This is a genomic window from Vibrio sp. SCSIO 43086 (genome assembly GCF_051132235.1).
Lineage (GTDB): Bacteria > Pseudomonadota > Gammaproteobacteria > Enterobacterales > Vibrionaceae > Vibrio > Vibrio diabolicus.
This window is the reverse complement of sequence record NZ_CP072677.1, coordinates 1,867,190-1,885,563: the sequence shown is the minus strand read 5'-3', so window position 1 is coordinate 1,885,563 and position 18,374 is coordinate 1,867,190. Positions and strand designations below refer to the sequence as shown.

Below are 18,374 nucleotides of genomic sequence, written 5' to 3'. Positions count from 1 at the left end.
CTGTTTAAGAGTGATTCGCAACGCGTGGCATTTTCACAATGCGTTTGTTTTAGTGTTTAAGGTGGTATACGGAAGCTTTTGTATTGCGTTGCTCACCCCTTAAAAAGGCGTTATGAGGCGTCGTTATTTAGCTTAGAGATTTATGATGAAAAAAGGACTAATTTATCTATTACTTCTGCTTCTCGTTGGCTGCTCAGCAAAAGTTGATAAGCTGAGTTACTTGAAAATATGGGATGATAAATGGCAAGAATGTGACAAAATTGGTAAACAAACAGTATTAGATTTCCCTAAATCTGAATGGTTTGAAAGCTTGAGTATTGACGATAAGAGGGAAGTCTTCCTATACATTAATTTTCTTAAGGACTATGAGTGTACTCAAGCTGAAGCGAGTAATCTCAAGGCTGTATTAGATGAGGCAGACATCACCACTTTAAATGGAATCTTAAAAGGCTTTATCTATTTCGAAAAGCCAAGTGATTCAAAAATTCAGCATTTAGACCTGCGGCAAGTTGAAGTTTTGTCTGGTGAAATTAGCGGCCCTTTTAATGTTTTAGCTACGGCGGAAAAAATGGGACTAGTTGAACATCAGTGAGAGCGCACCTCATAACAAACTGTTTAAGAGGGATTCACAACGCGTGGCATTTTGGGTTTTATTCAGCTTAAGTATTTATAGCACAATAGGTTAGGTTCAGTGGTAGCGTTGCTCACTACTGGAAGTAGTAGAAGCGAGTCCAAATTTAGCTCCTATATTAGCGAGTTACGCGAAAGAATATTTGGAGTCGGGTATCCCTAAGCATTTCGGCGTTGAACAAGATCCTTAAGTTTACTTATCAGGCTTGGCTGAACGTTCTAGGGCAACTTCTGAATTACCAAACGGTTATTTATCCAGCACAACTTATTATTGCGTATCTGGCTTAATGCCAATGTAGAAAATGTCATTGGGCATGTTGGCTACGAAACTAGACCGTCAGCTCGTGGTAAAGGTGTAGCCTCATTTCTCCTCGCTTGGGTGCGAGGCCATATTGTCACTGACTCAGTTATTGTTACTTGTTCAAATGACAATCCTGCCTCCCAAAAGGTTATCGAAAACTGTGGCGGTGAGTATCTTGGCAACTACAAAAGTGAAACCGAGGGCACTGTAAGGGGCTACCGTTAAGCACGCACATAACAAAGCGTTTAAGGCGGATTTCTAACGATTGGCATTTTGTACGGCACAATAGATCAGGTCCAGTGGTGGCGTTGCTCACCCCTTACCGCGGCGTTATGTTTCTTAGTCGAGTATAGAAAACTATAGTTAATATTTAAATGCTTATTGTGGAAAAGGAGAGTTCATGGATGTGTATTAGTTACTAGCATTTGCGGCTTTTCTAGTGCTCATATCTTCAATGATAATGCTCCTTGGGAGTAGTATTTCCCTCGGGTTACAGATGGAAATACTAGACCCGAGTAGATATAAAACGATCTACGTTTGTTTGTTTCTTTTTCTAGTGTGCTTCTCTTTAATTACGTAAGAAGTAGCGAAAATATCTCGAAGTATCCTAAAGTAGTTCTTGGTTGTTTACTGTCATTCGATATTCTATGTTTTCACTCTTCATATCCTTTGTGTTTATGGGGTTTTCTGCTTTTTTTGCAGCAGGTAAAAGCTAAATTTGTGGCCCGCGAAATGGTTCGGCTCATTTACGGTAATGTACTGGCGGGGGATAATAAACATAACAAATTGTTCAATAGTGGTTCGGCACGCGTGGTATTTTTACTATGCGTTGGTTTTAGTGTTTACGGTGTAATGGTTGAGTGCTGTGGTAACGTTGCTCACCACTTAAGCGGGTGTTATCTGTCTACACTAAAGTTGGTGTAAAAAACGTAACACCCAATTTCATGTAAGTTAGCGATGCCTCCATTAATAATGAAACACACCTGTTGTAATAACACTGTTCTGTTAATTTCATTGATGTGATAGTAAGGTACAGAACAATGAAAAAGTTAGATGAAGCTAAATTAAATCTAAACTGTACAAAGCAAATGCGAGAGACAACTTTAGGTAAGTTGACTATCGAAGGAGTAAGTAAAAGTTGGTTTGTGCTTGAGTCCGCAGGACCAGAATCTATGACGGAGGGCTCTGACAAAAGAATCAAAGCAGGCACATACAAATTATTGTCTTATAGTTCATCTAGGTATCCTAATGTATATGAACTACAAAATGTTCCGGGTAGGTCATTCATTCTAATCCATGCCGGAAATTATCATCAAGACACTCTCGGCTGTTTGATGCCTGGTAAAACATGGGGAAAGTAGCCAAGTCACATTACTATGTAGGTAGTAGCAAATTGGCTTTGAAAGAAATATTTCTGAAATTGCGAACTATAAAAATCACCATAGATATATCTAACCAGTTGGAGCAGCAACAATGATAAGGAATATAATAATGCTTATGATGTCTGTTTTTTCTCACTGCCAATGTATGCTAAAAACCAAGAGGTGAATCTCTTACATAACTGGATGATAGAAAACTACCAATCTATAGAAACAAACCTTGAAAAAAAGAAGCTTTGGAAATGGTTCCTGCACTTTTTTCTTTGGTAGAAATTTGGAAGCGTAGAGGCGGAGCTATTTCTGGAGAAGTTTCGCCCTTATTGCTGGTTGCGTTAAAAATAGAGCCCCAGAATACTTTACTTTTACTACCTGAAAACCCTGAGTCCTTTAACAAATGGTTAAATGAGTTAGAAGGGATGGTGCTCACAGACCATACAGGTGATGAGAGCAATCAGTTAGAAAAGCTAAGAGTTGATGTATTAGCAACAATGAAATCTTACTCTAGAAAAAGCCAGATAAATTGAAGTCGATGGCTGACGCACTCATTGAAAGGTTGGAAGTCATAAGAGTGATATATTGAGCTAGTGCTAGCAGTCAGCTAACAAAGCATTTAAGAGTGATTCCCAACGCTTGGCATTTCAGTTCAAGGTTGGTTTTTTTTTGTTTACGGTGCAATGGCTTAGGCTTGGTGATAGCGTTGCTCACCCCTTAACGCGGCGTTATGTACTATTGCAGCTAAATAGCCATGGTGCAAATTTCATTATTCATTAGTAGTACCTCATTTTCTCCAGGTTTTCTGAGAAATCTAGTCTAAGCGCACTTATGCACTTATATATGATACTTCAACACCAACAGCTATCGGATAGAATTTTAATATATCTCCTGCAACTCGAAAGCTCGGGTTGTGAATGTTCATTGATCTAATAGAGCGAAGCATCTTTATCGGTTTGTATGGATACAGCCAATAATAAATATCGGCATCTTCAGGTAGTGGGGCTGCTTCATTAAGTAAAAACTCGGCTAACTCAGTGTACAGAGGATCGTGTGGCCTGTCTGAATACGCTAGTGGCTGCCAACAAATGATCAACGAAAGCTTTGGCTAACTTTAAGGTTTTATGCGGACGGTAGGTCGTTCTATTAAATGAGTACTCAAAAGTTAGGTTGCTAAGATGCTCAGCAATGTCGTTGCGGAAATCAATTAGCTCTCCGCCGTATTTGCTTCCAAGTAGGCTATTACATTTTCCACAAACAGTTCTAAAGTGAATACCGCCTTGAGAGGGGGTTCCTTTGGGTTTCTCAGAAGTTCCTAGGTACTCTGGTAACTTTAACGATTACTTTGTCTTCAACATTACCGCAACCTTGAGGTACAATATTTTCTCTGGTCAGTTTTCCGTGCTCTCGACAAATCGTACAGTAGTCATGCGTCTTGCCCTAAGTCATAACTCTTTTCTGTAATCGCTGTGAAAACTTTCCATAGTCTGCGCCTCATAATAGTTACTGAACGGAGTTTAATCTACATTAGCTTTAAATACAGTAAATTAGAACTCACATAACAAAGCATTTAAGAGTGATTCGCAATACTTAGCGTTTTTGGGTTTCTTCTGCTTTTGTGTTTACTGTGGTCGAATTAAGTTGTGTGCTAGTGTTACTCACCACTCTAGCGAGTGTTATAACTTTTTTGTCAGCTGAATCATGATTTCTTAGAAGCAAAGGGGGACGAACCTATGAAAACTAGTCAGCGTTATTTCTGTTGCTGTTTTTAGTTTTGGGCTCAGCGCAAGCCCTTTAGTCTTCCAAAGTGATGAGCAGTTGTTCAAAAATTTTGCTCTTTCTTCTCGTATTGCAACCAAATATTAGGAGTCCGAAGTCCAAGAATGGTTGCGTGATAGAGATAGCTTATTGTATAGATTTCTCTAATTTGGAAGTCGTGCATAAGCTATACTCAAAGGCAAAATCAGAGTTATAACAAACAGTCTCTTTTAAATGCAAAAGGTGCGTAGAAGGAATTTCTTCGCAGATGTCTACTTCAAGCGGAAGATTTGTGATGCTAGTTTTAATGCTAATAATAATATTATTATTATCGACGGTTCATTTTTCACATGTATTATTGATGCTCTATAGGTTATCTGAAGAAAAGTTATCGCCGAGCGTTACTTTTCTTCGTCCATTATCTGTGTGTGTTATGGCTGCATGTGCTCAGTACTATATTCTTTCAATGATAACTGGCTACAATTTGCCCGAGATTGCTGGACTGGCTCTAGTGGCTACGAATGCATTCTTCTTCGTTGGTTTTCATTCTGCGTACAGATCAAGGCTAAAAAGCTTAGAAAGTAAAAAGTAATCCTAAGCCTATGTTAAGCCAACAAAGCATTTAAGAGCGATTCCCAACGCTTAGCGTTTTCAGTGCATAGGTTAGGTGAAAGCGTTTTCTTACAACCTGCTTAGATACTTTGGCCCACGTCCACCTAAACTACAATCTCAGTGAGCTTTGGGGCGACCCAGAGTTTTGTGAGGAGGTTACTGAGTTTAAGCTGGTAGATATCATGGTGTATAGTGTAAGCGCGTAAATAATAAATTTTTTAAACCTGAGCCTCAACCCTTAAGTATTTTTTGCTCAAGGTTTATTTTATGCTCCATTCTTATAAGGTACCAAAAGGTTTTAACTATTGCCAAGTGGCGAACACGTGAAGACTGGGAGCGGTTTTGGGAGACTAGTAACCCAGAAAAAATGAAGAAGATGAGTGAAATTGCAGAGCGTATTTCAGTCGAACCATTCGATGAAATTGAAGATAGAACTAAGTAGGGCAATAGAAACGTTAAAGTGATGCCTAATGCACAGTTTGGCGGATAATATGAAAGACAATCTTAACCAAGGAACAGGGTTATGCAGATTTTAATTGTTGGAGGTAGTAAGGGTCTAGGAAGGTTCTTGGCTACGAACTTACAGGGTATAGAAACTTATACTATTTCTAGATCAAAGCTAGTTGAGGATGGAGTAGCTTCTGTTCGTATTGATGTTAGTCCGGAGAAAAAACCAGATTACACGTGCTTCAAAGGTGTAAAGTTTGACATCATAGTTTATTTGGCGTCGATGTGGGGAGAGTCTTCAAAATTGACAACAAACGAACTGATTGAGTTTATGAATGTTGGCCCGATTGGGTATCTTAATTTAGTCAATGAACTTAACGCTTTAGGTTCACTTAACGATAAATGCAATATTGTATCTATTGGATCTACAGCAGAGCTTTCAGAAAATAGTGAGTACCCTGCATTCAGCCTCAGTAAAAGATTACTCAAAGATATTTCTAGCCAGCTTCAAAACGTTTATCGTGATTACCGCTTTACTCACTTTACAATAGGTGGGATCGGGCATGCAGAAGAGGAACGTATTGAGTATTCGAGCGTTTTGGAAATTATAAATACGCTAACTAAGCTAGATCCAAACACATACCTTTCAAATATGCATATAAAGTCCAAGCTAGGAATGTAGCTCTCAAGCTGTATTACGTACCTGCTTCTATGATTTGGCATCATGTGCATTCTTTTTATTGAGCTATGGTTATAACTCCAATGAAAGGAGTTTACTTATGTCATACATTGATGGGTTTGTCGCTGCAGTACCGACAGCGAATAAAGAAAAGTATATCGCACACGCAAAAATAGCAGCAGAAATGTTCAGGGAGTTTGGGGCCTTAAAGGTTATTGAGACGTGGGGAAGTGAAGTACCAGATGGTGAGATCACATCATTTCCCATGGCAGTTAAAGCTGAAAGCAACGAAACCGTTGTGTTTTCATGGGTAGTCTGGCCTTCAAAAGAAGTGCGAGACTCAGGGTGGCAGCGGATCATGGGTGATCCTCGAATGAGTCCTGAGAATAACCCAATGCCCTTTGATGGAAAGCGTCTCATTTATGGTGGATTTGATGTTATTTTGGAGCAGTAAAATATTAGAGAATCCCCAGCTTGATTCGTGACACTTGGTGCTTTAATCAGGATTACGCTTCTGATGTACATTCAATAGAGTATTCCGCGATAAGCGTTGATAAAAATTCATGTGGAGGCTTAGAGTAAAAATGGAAGAGATAAATTATTCACTGATTGTCGTATCAGCTATCGCAGCCATCGCTAGCCCCGGCCCCGCGACTCTTACGATAGCAGGCACGTCAATGAGCCACGGTCGACGCTTTGGTAACCAACGGAAACCTAGACGTTGCATTACTCATAGTTCGATGAGATGTTATCCCGCAAGAAGTTAATCTGGAGAAAAGAATGGATTCAAACTCACTATTATTATTTGTTGTCGCTTGTCTCGCTATCAACATGATTCCTGGACCTGATGTAATTTATATTGTTTCCAATACAATGAAAGGTAAGTTCTCTGCTGGGCTAAAAGCGGCTTTGGGGCTTGGTGTTGGTTACTTTTTTCATACACTAGCGGCATGTTTAGGTTTGTCAGCAATAATTCTGAGTTCAGCTTTGGCTTTTAGCGTTGTTAAATGGTTAGGGGCTGCTTACCTAGTTTATTTAGGTGTTCAGTCGTTACTGTCCATGTGGCGTGGAGAAAGTAAAATCGTTGAAAACAAAAACGTTGATAATAATAAAAATGTGTTTGTTCAGGGTGTTATCGTCAGCGTCTTGAATCCAAAAGTAGCGTTATTCTTCCTGTCATTTCTGCCTCAATTTATTGATACGTCTGCAAGCTCAACATCAATGCAATTATTAGTACTTGGCTTGCTGTTCAGCGCACTTGCGACGACATGTAACGTTTTGTACGCATCTGTGGGTAATTGGGTATTTAGTCGTCCACACTCTCAGCGTTACTCAAGAACTCTTGAAGGTGTTTCGGGTATTCTGCTTATCAGTCTCGCGAGTAAAGTGGCATTCAGTGAGCGCTAGTGGGTGGAAATATTTGTATAAGAGAAAACCTCAACGCTTGAAATGAGCAATTCAACATTGGGTTGCGTTTTTATGGCCAACAGTTTTTACTTGGTTTTGTTATTGGTAATAAATAAGCGTAAATCAGCAGCAAGGATGTGTAATGAAAAATAAGATGTGGATCTTCGCAATTATCTTGCTCATTGGTGGGCCTTCACTATTGCCATTTAGTCTGGAAGTTATTTCTATCATCGAGTTATTTGGGCTGTTAGGGTTGTGGACGGTTTATTCATCCTATGCTGAGTATTTGATCAAGCATCCTCGGCTCAAAAGAGGCGCATCTTTAGCTACATGTTGGGATCTTCAACCTCAAATATTATTCTCACTTCGTGATATTAAAGTATTCCCACTGCTGATATTTCATATGTTTCCTGTTCAAAGTGTGTTGGTTTGGTCGTTAATTTTTACCTTTTCGGGCAGTGTTATTTGCCATTACGTAATTTGATCTAACCCATTGTTCAAAGCATTTCCTTATTAAGTTTAATTGCTTGTTTAAGCGGTTACGCGGGGATGAAACAGGTCATTAAATAACTTGGCGATCATCAAAATGAGCATGATGTTTACCAGCATGAGTAAAGGTGTTTCGATACGATACTCCGGGGTCAAGTTAAGTGCGCCTGAGGTTAATACCACCAATAAATTGACGCCTAAGACTCTATGGATCATCAGCTGTGGTGTAGAAAATACCTCCCAAATCAAAATAATATTGATGAAATAAAATAACCCTAGTTGCCAGAGCTCAGTCATCATGGGCATCAAGAAGATGTATTGCAGCAGTATCACTGAACCTGTTCCCAAAACGCCAAAGAAGGCATCTTTAACAACGCTAGGAGGCATTGTAGGTACTATTGATGAAAAGACACCGGCCAACATAGGGAATATAAACCCACCTGGTACAGGGAGATAAATCCAAACCAATAACGAGGTGATAAACATCGATATTCCTTGTAAAACCTTTCTGCGGTCTTCTTTCAAGTGCTGTATGAAAGTCCGGTGTTCACGATGCCAAGATGTTTTCTGGTTCACTTGTTCAGTCAATAAGGTACGACCAATTAGATGCGTGGTTGGCTGAGCGATATCAAATAGCGTCAGGTTTTGAGCCACAGGTTTCCAGTCAATATCATCACAGTGAGGCTTTTCCACTTGTTCAAGTAATCGTTCTTGAATACGTTTCATCTCTTCGAGGCGCTGATGCCACAGTTTTCGATGTTCTTTGAGGTGGTAACTGCCCGTGAGCGGTAATCCCAGTAGTTGGCACATCTTCTCAATGTTTGTTGTGTTGGTTTCAAGCGCATCAATATCAATGTCATTTGGTTTGTCCATAGCTTTAAGCAACACCTCACGGCTGCTCTCAAAGCGTTGAATGAAATTCTCTTCAGTATTCACTGGCCAAACCAAACGATAAACAACGGAGAAGGTAATGATGCCAAGAATAGTTTCCTGCATTCGAAGTACTGCGAAATGGAACGTCACTTGACTATCAAACCCTCCCATACAAGCGATGATAGAGCACACAGCAAAGCCTATGGAGAACACATAACCGTACTTTTCGTCGCTCGACATGAAAATGCATACACCTAAAAATAGGGTAAAAAAAGTCAGGAACAAGAAGCGATCTTGAGAAAATGCTGTGATGAGGAAAAAGGCATAGCCGATGCCCAGTAGGGTTCCCACTAGGCGATTATGACCTTTGTTTATCGAGTGAGCGAAGCTTTCATTTAATGCCATTACCGCGACGGCGATCGCTGCCCAATAGGGTTTCTCCCATTGAAACCATAAGGCGAGGCAGATTGCGATAACGATAGACAGTGCAGCTTTTATTGCTTCTTTGGTTGAGGCATTAAACATACATTTCACCGCATTTATTGTTTGATGATTTTGATGGATGCCGTCATACCGACACGTAGTTGAAAATCTTTTGGTAAGTTGTCTAATTTCACTTTAATTGGAATGCGTTGAGCTAAGCGTATCCACTGAAAGTTAGGGTTCACATTAGGCAGAAGGTCGTTACCTGTACTACCGTCTTGCTTCGCGATGCCGTAACCAATGCTCTTGATTTTGCCTTCTAGCACCATTTCGTCGTGCATCATTAAGGTTACGTATGCTTTATCTTGTGGATCAACACCAACTAAATCCGTTTCTTTGAAATAGCCTTCGATCCAAAAGCTGTCTTCATCAATTAATGCTACAACTGGTGAGTTTGCGACAACTTGGGAGCCGGTGCGCAGATTAAAATTGGTGATGTAACCATTTGTTGGAGCGTACACCTTGGTGTAATCAAGGTTCAGTTTTGCTTCTTCGACGTTTGCTTTCGCCAGCTCCACGTTTGCGATTGCTGTCTCTACGGCGTTGTTCAAATTGTTCAACGTCAGCACCGATACCGCGCCAGGTGTACGCTTTTCTAGTTCCAGTGCACGTTGTTCTTCATTTTTGGCTTTCGCTAATAACGCAATGGCTTGCTTTTGAGCCGCCTGGGCTTTGTGGTAAGACGCTTTATAAATGCTTGGGTCAATCTCAAACAGTAAGTCGCCCGCATTAACTTGGGAGTTGTCTTCAACATACACCTTGATGACTTGCCCGGTTACACGGGGCGTTATAGACACAATGTACGCGCTGACATGACCATCTCTAGTCCAAGGATTGTTTGAGTATGATTGGTAGTAACTGAAAATTACAGTGCCAGCGGAACACAGTAATAAAAATGTGATTAGATAACGTTTTATCACGGAATTTGCCTCAAAAGATGGTTATGAATCGACCAATAACGCCAGTAAAAATCACAATTAGGCTCAGCTCTGCAAGTGCTGGAAACGCAACGTATTTGTGTACCCCTAATTTTGTCGCAACGGTTCCAACCAAAATGGTGAGCATGTAAGCCAATGCAATAACCAGCAGCAAGGGTGGGAAGTAAACTTCACCCCACACAAGCTCATGTGGCATTGAGTTCATGGTGCTTTTCTCTATTTATTTGATGAATGCAAAGATAAGAGAAATCCTACAAATGTAATAATCGCTTTTGTAGGATCAAATCCATCAATGTATTTTTTAGAGAGTTCGTAATGAGTTACGTCTGATGTCGAACGTGCTTTAAGGAGAGTGTGAGTGCGATAAGTTTTCGCATTTACGTGCGGAATAACTACGTATCTAGTGATGAGGATAAAAGCCTCGGGTTAACCGTCGCTCTTTCGAGCTAGCATTCTCAATAACTTGTGATAGTTTAGCCATGTAGCCCTAAGATATAAGAAAACCTATGAATTTTAGTCTTGAACAACTATTGGCATTCGTTGCTGTTTACGAGGAGCTTTCGTTTAGCAAGGCTGCTGTAAAATTGAATAAGCACAGAACAACCATCGGGCAGGTTATTACGAATTTAGAAGATTTACTTGCTGTGAGCTTGTTTAATCGGGTTGGCCGTTCCGTAGAACCCACTGAAGATGCTCGCCTTCTTTACCACTATGCAAAGCAAACAATTGAACAAGCCCGTACGTTTGACAAAGTCGCATTGAGCCTTGCTCATGGTGGCTTAGAGAGTGTCAGCATTGCCTATTCTAGTGCCATCCCACATCGTTTGCTGGTGTTACTTCGTGTTCAATTAGCGGCAGATTTTCCGATGATGCGAGTTAACTTTTTTGTTCGTAACCGTAACGAGATCAAAGAGGGTTTAGCGACCGGTGAGTATCAGTTCGGTATTGTAAATGTACATGATAGCCGTGCAATACACAGTCTAGACTCGACGTTTTTAGGTCACTTTGAATTTGTTCCCTTTGTCCAGAAAGGTGGTGAACTGGCTTCTATGGCACCCGACCGAGTGTTAACTGCGTTGAGGAATAGCAAGCAATTTGTGTTGCGATCTTTCATTGAAGAAGGAATGGGTGAAAAAGTTATCGTCAGTTCGAATCATGAAGAAGTCGATCAGTTGGCTCTTGTTGTAAAAATGGTTGAAGCAGGACTAGGGTGGGCGATTCTTCCTAGAACGCTGGCTCATTCCGAATTTTCTAATAATGATATAGAGCCCGTTGAAGTCTGTGAATTACTAGAAGGCTTTAAGTTTGGTTTTGGCCTTTGGTGTCAACCCTCTAAGCAAATAGGGGATGTAAAAGACTCTATCATGAGGGTTATTACGGCGTATCGGGAGAAGCTAATCCGCGGTTTTAAAGCGACGCCATAACTGTATTCATCCAGACCACATTTATAAACAAGACTCAATTCGAGTCTTGTTTTTTTACTTGAAAAATTCTTCTCTTCTGATTGGACGTTAATGGTTATTGGGAGGGAGTAATCCTCTGTATGTGAGTATAAGATCGATGCTTTTTTTATTTATTCAAGCTTCGTTCAATGAGAAAGCTCATATCGCTCAGCCGCTGTTAGTTTAAGAAAGAGAGGCTGCAGTTATTTCACCTCTTGATCTGATCTAAATAAATTTAGAACCAGTACCCCTAGAACTATAGCGATAGAAATAGAGACGAATCGAGTCATTTGAGCAGAAAATGATTCGATGCCCGTATTGTTAATAATCTGGTAAGTCAGCACAGTGAAGTTAGTAAAAAGCAATTGATAGATGGTTAAGTGTGTCTGTCGACGTATTGCAAAACACGCTAGTTGCAGGCCACAAAAGATGGTAACGCCAAGTACAACGTAAGTAGGTGCACCTGTGGCTACTGCAAGCATGCATGGAATAGTAAACAAGATCCCTAGGCTTGTAGTGATAATTCGATACCGCCCAAAGGAATGGCTGTCTTGATTAACTGGGTGCTTAATCATGCTGCCAAATGTTATTGCGATCAATAGCGTTTGAGAGCTTCCAGATGATATTAGCGCGTACAAAACAACACACAATGCGGTTGCTTTAAAGACGATAAGCCCGATATGTTCGTTTGCACCATCAAGAGTGGTTTGGTCTGGTTGTATATCTTTTTCGTCCCCAGGGAATAACCAAAAGCTAATATATGTGGCAACCAACGCAACAATGAAGCTAGTAAATAAGACCCATGGCAACCCCTCAAGCGACAACCCCATTTGTTGGCTTGTGACCACGATAATCAATACAACAATCAAAGTGAGTGTCGAAACGATGTCTTTGGGATCGCGATGACTTCGGTAATAACTCCAACAGAGAAGTGACCAAGTAAACAGTAAGAAGCCACTAGGGGAGCTCATGAGCGCTCCTGCTAAAGTTACGATGCCAAAGCTGAGAAGTGAGAGTATTACCAGCAATTTCAACATCATGTTGAACGGGGGTTTAGATGGCATCAGAGTTAGAAAAATCACAACGAATATTGGCGCGATAAAGGGAGTAGGCGCACCTGAATACTGTAAGTAAAACAGTAAAAGAATCGGAGTGAAAACCAATCTAATGATTGGGTTTGCTGAACTATGAAACATAAGTCCAGATACTCAACACTCTCATCCAGAAAGAGGCCAGCCACTCTCCAAAGGAGCTTTGCTCAGTTAAAAAAGCGACCGTTGCTTTCGAACCATAACGTACGTTTTCGGGAATATCTCCGCCTTCAAAAACAATATTTACAGGATAGCGCTGTGCGTTTAAGGAATTATTGTCTGCAACCAAAAAGCCAGTTGTCGGATCGACGTCGTTACTGCCACCAGTACCCCAACCAATGCTTTCTACTCGCCCTTCAAACACTCTGCCAGGTAAAGCATCCAACACAATCTTTGTTTTTTGTCCCGCACGAACATGCTCGAGTGAGTTTTCGCGAACAAGCGCTGATACCCACACGCCTCTCGGATCAATGAAAGTGACAAGAGGTGAGCCAGTCGTCGCTTTTTGCCCAACAGTGAGTTGTAAGTTAGAAACGATCCCCTTTGATGGAGCAATCACTTTCGTTCGTTGTAAGTCGAGTTGCGCTTTTTCTAGATTTGCTATAGCTGCGAGAATCTGGGGATTATCTTGCCCTTCGGGACCAAGATTATGCTTGGCTTGAGCTAAGGACGCTTCTGCTGCCTCTAATGTGGCTTGAGCTCGTGCTTTAGCTTCGATGGCGTTGTCTAGCTCAGATTTACTCAATACCCCTTTGGCGGCGAGCTCGGTTACGCGAGCTGCTTGTTCTCTTGCGTTGTCACGAGCTGCGAGTGATTCAATGACCTTAGCTTGTGCCACTTCAACAGCCGCGGTGTTGGCTCCAATGTTTTGGCCAGCAATGGCTAAGTTTGCTTCGGCTGAACGCAGATTAATTTGATAATCTCTTGGATCAATTTCGAAAAGCACATCACCAGCATTGACGACTTGATTATTGCGAACATGGATTTCAGTTAGGTTCCCCGAAACCTCTGGAGTAATGCGGACAAGATAAGAATGAATCCGAGCGGTGCCAGTGATTGGTGTTACTCGATCAGCCCACAAGCTATATAGCCAAACCACAAAAACGAGGCCAATAACAATAAAGCTTAACTTTCTGGAAGATGATTCCGCTTTAGACATCCAATTCTCTCTTGTTACAATACGTTAGGTAAGCAATGTTACAACATGTGACATAAACAATGCTTCCAAAAAATCAACTATTTGTTATCGAGCGCATAGGGTTATTTGGTTATTCCACCTAGAGAAAAGGATTTCTATAGGGATTACGAACTATTTGAAATATGAAAGTAATGAGTCTAAACGAACTTAAGATGAAGCTGGTGGTAAGTGCTCAGGTCTTTGATAAAGGTGGTTTCGTAAGAAAGGACTCTACGGCAGAATGCTTGTTCTTTGCGATAGTAAACTGAACGAATAGTTCTTACTTCAGCAAATATAAGCCAGCAGAACTCTGCTGGCTCAGTAACGCAATCTATAGAGTGATTAATAAAATTACTTAACTTTATTCACTTCCTGTTTAAGCATTTCTAACTGCTGCATCTTTTCTTGCATCTGCAAAGAGTCGTAATTTAAAGAAGCAGGGTTCATGGTTGTACCGCGTTGCATTGGGTATTCAGGTAACGTTTTAAAGAAGTCGCCAACAACGTCTTGAATTGGTACAAACAACCACATGTTGTCTGCCATCCAACGTAGGTACATTTGTGACTCTCTAGGACCTTTTTCAAATGGGTCTGCACGTAAGTGAATGATTTTAGGCCAGTTTGGTACAGATCGCACGGCGTCGCTTAGGTTTCCTTCTAGAGTTGCAAAGTGAAGTTTCCAGTCATTCCAGCGTACTGCGTTTAGTTCACCATTTGAGGTGAAGTAGAGCAGAGACTCACGTGGTCCTTTCTCTTCTTTTCCCTCGAAGTATGGCATGAAGTTGTAGCCGTCTATATGGACACGCCAGTCTTTACCATTTGCTTTGTAACCTTCAGCAAGCTTTTCTTTCACGTCAGGAACGCCAGCTGCCGCCAACAATGTTGGCAACCAGTCTTGATGAGCCATCATTTCGTTGATTTTCGTTCCTGGCTTAATGACACCAGGCCAACGCACAAGTTGAGGCACACGCATACCGCCTTCCCAAGTCGTGCCTTTCTCACCGTGGAATGGGGTTGCGCCCCCATCAGGCCAAGTCATGGTCTCTGCGCCGTTATCTGTTGTATAAATAACGATGGTGTTGTCAGCAACGCCTAACTCATCGAGTTTGTCGAGCAATACGCCGACTTGATCGTCATGCTCTAACATGCCATCAGCGTAAATGCTAACACCGGATTTACCTCGGTACTTCTCTTGTAATCGGGTCCACACGTGCATGCGCGTAGAGTTATGCCAGATGAAGAAAGGCTTATCTGCTTTAACAGCTTTCTCCATAAACGATAAAGTGCTTTCGAGGAACTCTTCGTCCGCGTGTTCCATGCGTTTACGCGTCATTGGGCCAGTATCTTCAATCTTACCGTCGGCATAAGATTTAATTACACCACGAGGACCATAGTTTTTACGGAACTCTGGGTCTTTAGGGTAATAGTAGGTTTCGGGCTCTTCTTCTGCATTAAGGTGGTACAAGTTACCAAAGAATTCATCAAAACCATGATTGGTAGGTAGGTGCTTATCTTGATCGCCCAAGTGGTTTTTACCGAACTGAGCTGTCATATAACCTTGGTCTTTTAGTAAGTCAGCAATAGTTGGTGCCCAATCTGGAATCCCATGGTCGGAACCCGGCATACCAATCGTCAGCAAGCCAGTGCGAAATGGTTCTTCGCCAGTAATGAATGCTGCTCGACCGGCAGTACAAGATTGTTGGCCGTAATGGTCTGTAAACAAAGCCCCTTCGTTCGCGATACGATCGATGTTAGGGGTTTTGTAACGCATCATACCTTGGTTATATGCGCTGATGTTCCAGTAACCGACATCGTCACCGAAAATTGCAAGTATGTTGGGTTTGTCTGCCGCCATCGCTGCGCTGGACGTTGCTAACAGTCCGATGCCTACTGCGATTTTTCTCAATTGGTTTGCCATAAAAAACTCCAGGTGGTTGAGAGTAACGAGAAGCACAAGTAAACCTTGTGCTTAGGTGCTGCATAAGTTAATGATGTGTATAGAAAAATCCTCTTATACTCTTTATAACCATAAGTTATTGAGTGTATTTAACTATTTGTTTCTAAATAAAAATACTTGTCATTCTGATGATTTGGGGAGGTTTTAAAAATAGAGATGGGTCACTAATGAACACCAGTGCAGATTGCTGGTGAGACGAATAAAGTTTCAGCAAAAACACCGAGATACTCCCTAATCGGGGGACGAAGAATGGAGCACTCATTTTGAAGGCCTTTCACTTCTAATTATTTGTATAACCAAGGGGTTAGCGACTATATTGATTCAAGTTGCACCATCTAAATACTAAGGATAGTTATGAGTCAGTGGGCAGGTCGGTTTCGGTGTCTATTTTTGGGTATCGTCATGGTGAGTGGTTCGTTTTTTTCCCAGGCATCAGTGATAGAGAGTCCCCAAAATACTACGAAGCTTGGGTTGGAATATGTCGGCACGCAAACGTGCGCGGAATGTCACCAACAAGAGGTGGAGGCTTGGAAGGGCTCTCATCACGATATGGCAATGAAACATGCAAACTCAGAATCTGTTCAAGGTGATTTTGATAACCGCACAGTGACGCATGATGGGCAACCCAACCGTTTTTTTAGACAAGGCGAGGAGTATTGGGTCAATATTCAAGGCCCTGATGGTCAATGGCATGATTATAAAATTAGCTACACATTTGGCTGGGAACCGTTACAGCAATATATGGTGGAGTTTGAAGACGGTCGTGTACAGCTCATTCCTTTTGCGTGGGATTCAAGGACGAAATCGGAAGGTGGTCAGCGCTGGTTTTACCTCTATCCAGAGACAGCAACGACAGATGAGTTTTACTGGACTAACACTGGGCAAAATTGGAATTTCATGTGTGCAGACTGTCATTCGACCAATTTAAAGAAGAACTATGACGCAATCAAAAATACCTACAATACGTCTTGGTCCGAGATCAATGTTGGTTGTGAAGCGTGTCATGGCCCTGCAAGTGGACACATCGAGTTGGCGAAAAAGGTCGCATCTACAGGAGGCTTTTTCGATACAGATAGTCACTATGGTTTTGACCGAAATTTATCTAAAGCGGTAACCGAGTGGGTATTTGAGAAGGGCCACAGAACGTTACAACCAAAAGCAATCGCAGAAACAAATCAAGTTCAGACGTGCGCACAATGTCACAGCCGTCGAACGCAGTTAAATGAGACTGGTGAGCACATTCAAGGCTCATTTTTAGATAAATATCGGTTAAGCCTGATCACTCCAGAACTCTACTACCACGATGGCCAAATTTACGATGAAGACTATGTTTACGGTTCATTTCTTCAGTCTGAAATGGCTGAAAAAGGCGTAACATGCACCAATTGCCACGATCCTCATTCGGCAAAGCTAAACATCCCAGAAGAGGCGGTATGTTCACAATGTCATATTGCGTCAGAATATACCCCAGAAAACCATACCTTCCATGAAGCGGGATCCAAAGCGTCACAATGTACGACTTGTCACATGCCAGAAACGACTTATATGCAAGTCGATCCTCGTAGAGACCACAGTTGGCACGTACCTAGACCTGACTTGAGTAAACACATCGACACGCCTAATGTATGTACGTCTTGTCATGAGGATAAGAATAACCAGTGGGCGGATGCGCAGATAGCCGAATGGTTTCCTCACTCTCAATACCGCAATCAACAACACTTTGCTGTCGCGTTTTATGCCGATGCAATTGGGCACAAAGGGGCGGCGAATGCTCTGGCTTACTCTGCTCAGGATTCATCATTAAAAGACATCATACGAGCTTCTGCATTAGAGCGAATGGGCGGCAATACTGACCAAAATACGACTGTTTCGCTCGCACGGGCCGTTAAAAATGAGAATGAAATGATTAGACTCGGCGCAGTCGCGGGCTCGTCTGGTTATGAGTTTCATGATCGATGGCGAATTTTAGAACCACTGCTAGATGATCCCGTACTTTCAGTGAGGGCGGAGGCGGCTTCGGTATTAGTGACCAGCTATGCGCAAATGACGCCGTTACAAAAAGATAGGATTCAACCACCGCTTGAAGAGTACATGGACATTCAAAAGTTTAACGCCGATCGTGGTTTCGGCAGAACCAATTTGGCAAATGTATACCTCAGCTTAGGCGAAATCGATAAGGCAATTGCGTTATACCAAGAAGCGATAAGTATCGAGCCTTATTTCGAAAATAGTTACGTGAATTTATCGGACCTGTATAGACGCCTCGGGAAAGAAAAAGCTGCGCTCTGGGTGTTACAACAAGGGATGAAAGCTCAGCCTAAATCCAGCTCATTACCTTACAGTGCCGGTCTTTCTTTGTTACGCCAAGGCAAGGAAGATGAGGCCAAAGCTCTACTTAAACATGCCGCAGAACTAGGAAAGACTAACGCTCACTACTGGTATGTTTATGGTCTAGCTTTGGAAAAAAGTGAAGTTCTGGAAGCCAGTAAGGCATTGCAGACTGCGTTTAAAGTTGGTGGGAACCCTCAACATTTATATGCTCAATGCGAAGTTCTAGCGAGAAATCATAAAAAAGGTGCTGTCGCTTTTGCTTTCGATAGGTGTCTAAAAGAGCTGAGTAATTATGCTCCTAAGCAGGCTATTGATCAGCTGAAAGCATCTATTGCGAATCTGTAGAGATTAAACACCAATAGTAAAAAGTGGAGCCTTTATCGCGCCACT

General features: G+C 41.7%; 16 protein-coding genes and 1 pseudogene. 10 read left to right on the top strand and 7 right to left on the bottom strand.

The window, feature by feature from the left end:
* The first annotated feature begins 142 nt into the window (after positions 1-142).
* From J8Z23_RS08640 to J8Z23_RS08615, 6 genes and pseudogenes are all read left to right on the top strand, one after another.
* Complete coding sequence (locus J8Z23_RS08640) at positions 143-592, top strand: hypothetical protein (RefSeq protein ID WP_256895170.1); 450 nt, start codon at positions 143-145, stop codon at positions 590-592.
* Positions 593-710: 118 nt separating this feature from the next.
* Positions 711-1,156 (top strand): annotated as a pseudogene (locus J8Z23_RS08635) (GNAT family N-acetyltransferase).
* Between the two features lie 815 nt (positions 1,157-1,971).
* Positions 1,972-2,292, top strand: a complete 321-nt coding sequence (locus J8Z23_RS08630; protein WP_301659404.1) for a DUF5675 family protein — start codon at positions 1,972-1,974, stop codon at positions 2,290-2,292.
* 260 nt (positions 2,293-2,552) lie between these two features.
* Complete coding sequence (locus J8Z23_RS08625) at positions 2,553-2,834, top strand: hypothetical protein (RefSeq protein ID WP_301659403.1); 282 nt, start codon at positions 2,553-2,555, stop codon at positions 2,832-2,834.
* Positions 2,835-5,194: 2,360 nt separating this feature from the next.
* Complete coding sequence (locus J8Z23_RS08620) at positions 5,195-5,800, top strand: SDR family oxidoreductase (RefSeq protein ID WP_170903380.1); 606 nt, start codon at positions 5,195-5,197, stop codon at positions 5,798-5,800.
* A 97-nt stretch (positions 5,801-5,897) separates the two neighbouring features.
* Positions 5,898-6,251 (top strand): DUF1428 domain-containing protein, encoded by a 354-nt coding sequence (locus tag J8Z23_RS08615; protein WP_012841750.1) that lies wholly within the window; start codon positions 5,898-5,900, stop codon positions 6,249-6,251.
* Positions 6,252-6,395: 144 nt separating this feature from the next.
* Here the strand turns inward: J8Z23_RS08615 and J8Z23_RS08610 are convergent, their stop codons facing one another.
* Entirely contained in the window at positions 6,396-6,524 is a 129-nt protein-coding gene (locus J8Z23_RS08610; protein ID WP_255199988.1) for a hypothetical protein, read from the bottom strand.
* Between the two features lie 53 nt (positions 6,525-6,577).
* On the opposite strand from J8Z23_RS08610, the gene J8Z23_RS08605 reads away from it, so the two are divergent.
* Together J8Z23_RS08605 and J8Z23_RS08600 are read left to right on the top strand one after the other, a co-directional pair.
* On the top strand, positions 6,578-7,204 hold the full coding sequence (locus J8Z23_RS08605) for a LysE family translocator (RefSeq protein ID WP_164666850.1): 627 nt from the start codon (positions 6,578-6,580) through the stop codon (positions 7,202-7,204).
* Positions 7,205-7,346: 142 nt separating this feature from the next.
* Positions 7,347-7,688, top strand: a complete 342-nt coding sequence (locus J8Z23_RS08600) for a hypothetical protein (protein ID WP_074191397.1) — start codon at positions 7,347-7,349, stop codon at positions 7,686-7,688.
* A gap of 47 nt (positions 7,689-7,735) precedes the next feature.
* On the opposite strand, the gene J8Z23_RS08595 is transcribed toward J8Z23_RS08600, so the two are convergent.
* Genes J8Z23_RS08595 through J8Z23_RS08585 form a run of 3 tightly spaced genes read right to left on the bottom strand, consistent with a single transcriptional unit; the run spans position 7,736 to position 10,192 of the window.
* Positions 7,736-9,091 (bottom strand): FUSC family protein, encoded by a 1,356-nt coding sequence (locus J8Z23_RS08595; protein WP_301659402.1) that lies wholly within the window; start codon positions 9,089-9,091, stop codon positions 7,736-7,738.
* 14 nt (positions 9,092-9,105) lie between these two features.
* Positions 9,106-9,969 (bottom strand): HlyD family secretion protein, encoded by an 864-nt coding sequence (locus tag J8Z23_RS08590; protein ID WP_031780619.1) that lies wholly within the window; start codon positions 9,967-9,969, stop codon positions 9,106-9,108.
* Positions 9,970-9,979: 10 nt separating this feature from the next.
* Complete coding sequence (locus J8Z23_RS08585) at positions 9,980-10,192, bottom strand: DUF1656 domain-containing protein (RefSeq protein WP_048626481.1); 213 nt, start codon at positions 10,190-10,192, stop codon at positions 9,980-9,982.
* 301 nt (positions 10,193-10,493) lie between these two features.
* Between J8Z23_RS08585 and J8Z23_RS08580 the strand changes: the two genes are divergently transcribed.
* Positions 10,494-11,411, top strand: coding sequence for a LysR family transcriptional regulator (locus J8Z23_RS08580; protein WP_434632971.1), 918 nt, complete (start codon positions 10,494-10,496; stop codon positions 11,409-11,411).
* Between the two features lie 221 nt (positions 11,412-11,632).
* On the opposite strand, the gene J8Z23_RS08575 is transcribed toward J8Z23_RS08580, so the two are convergent.
* The 3 genes from J8Z23_RS08575 to J8Z23_RS08565 form a co-directional block, all read right to left on the bottom strand.
* Positions 11,633-12,625, bottom strand: coding sequence for a DUF2955 domain-containing protein (locus tag J8Z23_RS08575; protein ID WP_395202001.1), 993 nt, complete (start codon positions 12,623-12,625; stop codon positions 11,633-11,635).
* On the bottom strand, positions 12,615-13,679 hold the full coding sequence (locus J8Z23_RS08570) for an HlyD family secretion protein (protein WP_434632968.1): 1,065 nt from the start codon (positions 13,677-13,679) through the stop codon (positions 12,615-12,617). The genes J8Z23_RS08575 and J8Z23_RS08570 overlap by 11 nt, the downstream gene beginning before the upstream one ends.
* 369 nt (positions 13,680-14,048) lie before the next feature.
* On the bottom strand, positions 14,049-15,614 hold the full coding sequence (locus J8Z23_RS08565; RefSeq protein ID WP_434632966.1) for an arylsulfatase: 1,566 nt from the start codon (positions 15,612-15,614) through the stop codon (positions 14,049-14,051).
* A 393-nt stretch (positions 15,615-16,007) separates the two neighbouring features.
* Here J8Z23_RS08565 and J8Z23_RS08560 point away from each other — a divergent pair, with 393 nt between their 5' ends.
* A complete protein-coding gene (locus tag J8Z23_RS08560; protein WP_434632964.1) occupies positions 16,008-18,329 on the top strand; it encodes a multiheme c-type cytochrome in 2,322 nt (773 codons plus the stop codon).
* Positions 18,330-18,374: the final 45 nt, after the last annotated feature.